We start from the raw sequence: 3,863 nt of genomic DNA, 5'->3' as shown, positions 1-3,863 counted from the left end.
GTTGTACGTCGCACTCGGCCCCTCCAGCTGATCCACAAACCACAACCGACGCTGCGCAAAGGACAACGGAAACATCAGGACCCCTCCTGGTTACGCATCGGCCTCAGGGCCAGCCTGGTTGACTTCTTGTTCCCGAGCTTCTTGGCGAGCCCGGCCACCGTCGGAGCGTCGAACAGCGCCCGAACTTCCATCTGGACACCTAGCACCGTCTTGATCCGGCTGATCAGCCGAACCGCGAGCAGCGAATGCCCGCCGAGCGCGAAGAAGTCGTCGTCCACTCCCACGCTGTCCAACCCCAGCACCTGGGCGAACGTCTCGCACAGGACCCGTTCCCGCTCGTTGGCGGGCGCCCGGCCGGCCCCGCCCCGTGCCCGGAAGTCCGGGGCGGGCAACGCCTTGCGGTTCAGCTTTCCGTTGGCGGTCAGCGGCAGGGAGTCGAGCACCATCACGGCAGACGGGACCATGTAGCCAGGAAGCCGTTCGGCGGCGAACCCTCTTACCTGTTCCGGAAGTTCTTCGTCAGCAGTGGTTCCGGTTGTGGTCGGGACCAGGTATGCCACCAGGTGCTTCTCCCCCGGGATGTCTTCACGCGCGATCACGACGGCCTGGGAAACCCCCGGGTGCGTGCAGACGACGTCCTGAACCTCACCCAGCTCGATCCGGAAACCACGGACCTGCACCTGCTCGTCCGTACGCCCCAGGTACTCAAGCTCACCGTTCACGTTCCACCGCACCAGATCACCCGTGCGGTACAGACGCTCGCCACCACCCAGGGGAGAGGCCACGAACCGCTCCGCCGTCAGCCCGGAACGCCCCAGATAACCACGCGCGAGACCGGCACCCGCGATATACAGCTCACCCGGAACACCCACCGGCACCGGCGCCAGGCGCCGGTCCAGGACATACGCCCCGGTATTACCGATCGGCACCCCGATGGGGACCTCCCGCACCCCCGGACGGCAGCGCCACACCGTGGCATCAACAGTCGTCTCCGTCGGACCGTAGGTGTTGAACATCACCCGGCCCGCCGACCAGCGGCCCACCAGCTCCGGCGAGGACGCCTCACCACCCACCTCGAGAACGACGCCCGCATCGATCGCGCCGTCCTCCAGACCAGCCAGCACCGCCGGCGGCAACGACACATGCGTCACCCCCTGCTCCCGCAGGAAGACCGCCAGCTCATCTCCCACACGCCGACCGGCGGGAACAACCACCAGCGCCGCCCCATACGCCAACGCCAGCGCCCACTCCAGGCAGAAGTTGTCGAAACTCATCGACGCGAACTGCGCCACACGCGAGCCGGGACCCGCCCCGAAACGCGTCAGGGCCGCAACCGTGTTGGCAAACCCGCCCCGCGTCACAGCCACACCCTTGGGACGACCCGTCGATCCCGAGGTGTAAATGACATACGCCAGGCCCTGCGCCGCCACCGCCGGCCACTCACCCACCCGACCGGTACCCGCCAGCGCCCTCTCCACCTCGGGCGAGTCCACCACCAGCAGCCGCTCCCGCGACCAGGTCAGACCCCTCGCCGTGACCGAGGAGGCCAGCACCGCCACCGGCGCCGCGTCCTCAAGCATGTACGCAATGCGCTCCGCCGGATACGCCGGGTCAAGCGGCAGATACGCGCCGCCGGCCTTCAGCACAGCCAGCAACGCCACCATCAAATCGACGCCGCGTTCCAGACACACACCGACCAGCGACTCCGCGCCCACACCACGCTGGACCAGATACCGCGCCAGACGGTCCGCCCGCGCATCAAGCTCGGCATAGGTCACCTCCACGTCCCCGGCGACCACCGCCACCGCATCCCCTGCAGCCGCTACCTGAGCATCGAACAAGCCCATCACCGGCACCACAGCCGATCCGGTTTCCGGATCTTTCCACCCGGCCAGCAGCTGGTCCCGCTGACCCGAGCCCAAGACTTGGACGGAACTCAGTGGAAGATCCGCTCCTCCATCCAGGGTCCGTTCCACGGCGGCCACCATGTTCTCCACGGCGGTGGTCACCAGGGCGCCCACAGCACGCGGATCGACCGGCGCGACCGCGTCCACGGCAAGTGTCAGACCATCACCGTCATCGTCGACCGACAACGACAACGGGAAGTTGTCACGCTCCCGCGAATACCGCAGCTTCGTCCCGGCGATACCTCCGGCAGACTCCTCACCCGCCGACGACCCTCCGTTGCCGTGGCGGTAGTTGAACAGTGAGGTGAACAGAGGTGTGTCACCTTCGACACCGCTGGAACGCTGGGCAAGAGCCAGTGGCGCGTGTTCGTGCCCCAGCAACTCGCCGAGCTGGCCGCGCATCGTCGTCACCGATTCCAGTACGCCGAGTTCGCCCGTCCGCAGACGGACCGGGAGGGTGTTGATGAACGGACCCGGAACCCGGTCCGAGCCGGCACCCGCGTTCATCCGGCCGAACAACACCGTCCCGAAGACCACATCATCACGACCGCTCACCGCCGCCAGCACCCGCGCCCACGCCACGTGCAACACCGTCGCCACACTTGTCCCCAGACGACGCGAAACCTCACGCAACCGCACCACCGACTCAGGAGGCAACGGCAACCTCAAGTCCCGCGCATCCGCACCGTCGCCCCGGACGTCGGACAGCCCGTACGGGGCGGTGGGCTCGGTGACGTCCCCAAGGAGCCCGGTGAAGTACCGCTCGTATTCACCAGTAGCAAGCCCGGCCCTCGCCTGCGCGACGAAGTCGCGGAACGGAAGAGGCTCGGGAAGCATGTCGGCACGGCCGGCCAGAACGGCGTTGACCTCACCGAGCAGCACTTCCAGAGCGGTGTGGTCCTGCACGATGTGGTGCACACGCACCAGGGCGAGCCAGCGCTCCCCGTCCGGCAGGGCCGCGGTGTGAACGCTGATCAGCGGTGCGCGGCCCAGGTCCATCGACATGCCCACCACGTCCAGCAACTCCTGGACCGGATCAGCAGCCGACTCTCCCAGCACCACCCGCGTTACCGGCAGGGTCGCCTCACGCCACACGACCTGCACCGGCTCCCGCAGACCCTCCCACACGAACGAGGTCCGCAGGATGTCATGCCGGTCGATCACCTGCTGCAGCGCAACGGTGAACGCCTCAAGCCGCTCACCCGAGTCGAACTCCATCACCGACGGCAGGACATACGTGTCCTGCTTGCCGCCGGCCAGCAGGTGGTGGAACAACAGCCCATCCTGCAGCGGAGCCAGCGGGTAGATGTCAGCGACATTCGCCGCACCGCCCCGGACCGAGCTCACGATCCGGCTGATCTCATCCGCGTCCAGATCGACCAGCGGCAGCATCTCGGGGGTGATCTCCCGCACACGGGCAGGGATCAGGTTCTCCGGCACCTCTATCGGTCCCGTGCCGGTCGTCATCGCAAGTCCGGCAGGAGTCGGGGTCTCGAACATCGCCCGCACCTCTATGGACACGCCACGCTCACGAAGCAACTCCACCAACCGCACCGCCAGCAGTGAATGACCCCCCAGCCTGAAGAAGTCGTCATCGACCCCCACACTCTCGAGACCCAGCACTTCAGCAAAAGCAGCACAGAGAATCTCTTCACGCGCATCAACCGGGCCACGACCGGGGCCCGTTGTGTACTCGGGGGCGGGCAGGGCCTTGCGGTCCAGCTTCCCGTTCACGGTCAGGGGCAGCGCGTCCAGGACCACGACCGCCGAGGGCACCATATGCCCCGGCAACTGCTGCCCCGCGAACTCACGCACCAACGCGGGCAGTCCCGCCGTATCCACACCCTCACCAGGCACCACGTACGCGACCAGCCGCACATCACCGACCGTGTCCTCACGCGCGACCACCGCCGCCTGAGCCACCGCTTCCTGCCCAGCCAGCACCGCCGAAATCTC

The 3,863-nt window shown here is 67.4% G+C and carries 1 protein-coding gene; it reads right to left on the bottom strand.

What is annotated here, in order from left to right; all coding sequences use genetic code 11:
• Positions 1–74: 74 nt before the first annotated feature.
• Positions 75–3,851, bottom strand: a complete 3,777-nt coding sequence (locus ABZY31_RS31125) for an amino acid adenylation domain-containing protein (protein WP_356417025.1) — start codon at positions 3,849–3,851, stop codon at positions 75–77.
• Positions 3,852–3,863 lie beyond the last annotated feature (12 nt).

The sequence above is a fragment of the Streptomyces sp. NPDC006529 genome, assembly GCF_040611795.1.
GTDB lineage: Bacteria > Actinomycetota > Actinomycetes > Streptomycetales > Streptomycetaceae > Streptomyces.
This window is presented reverse-complemented; position numbering and strand designations above follow the sequence as displayed.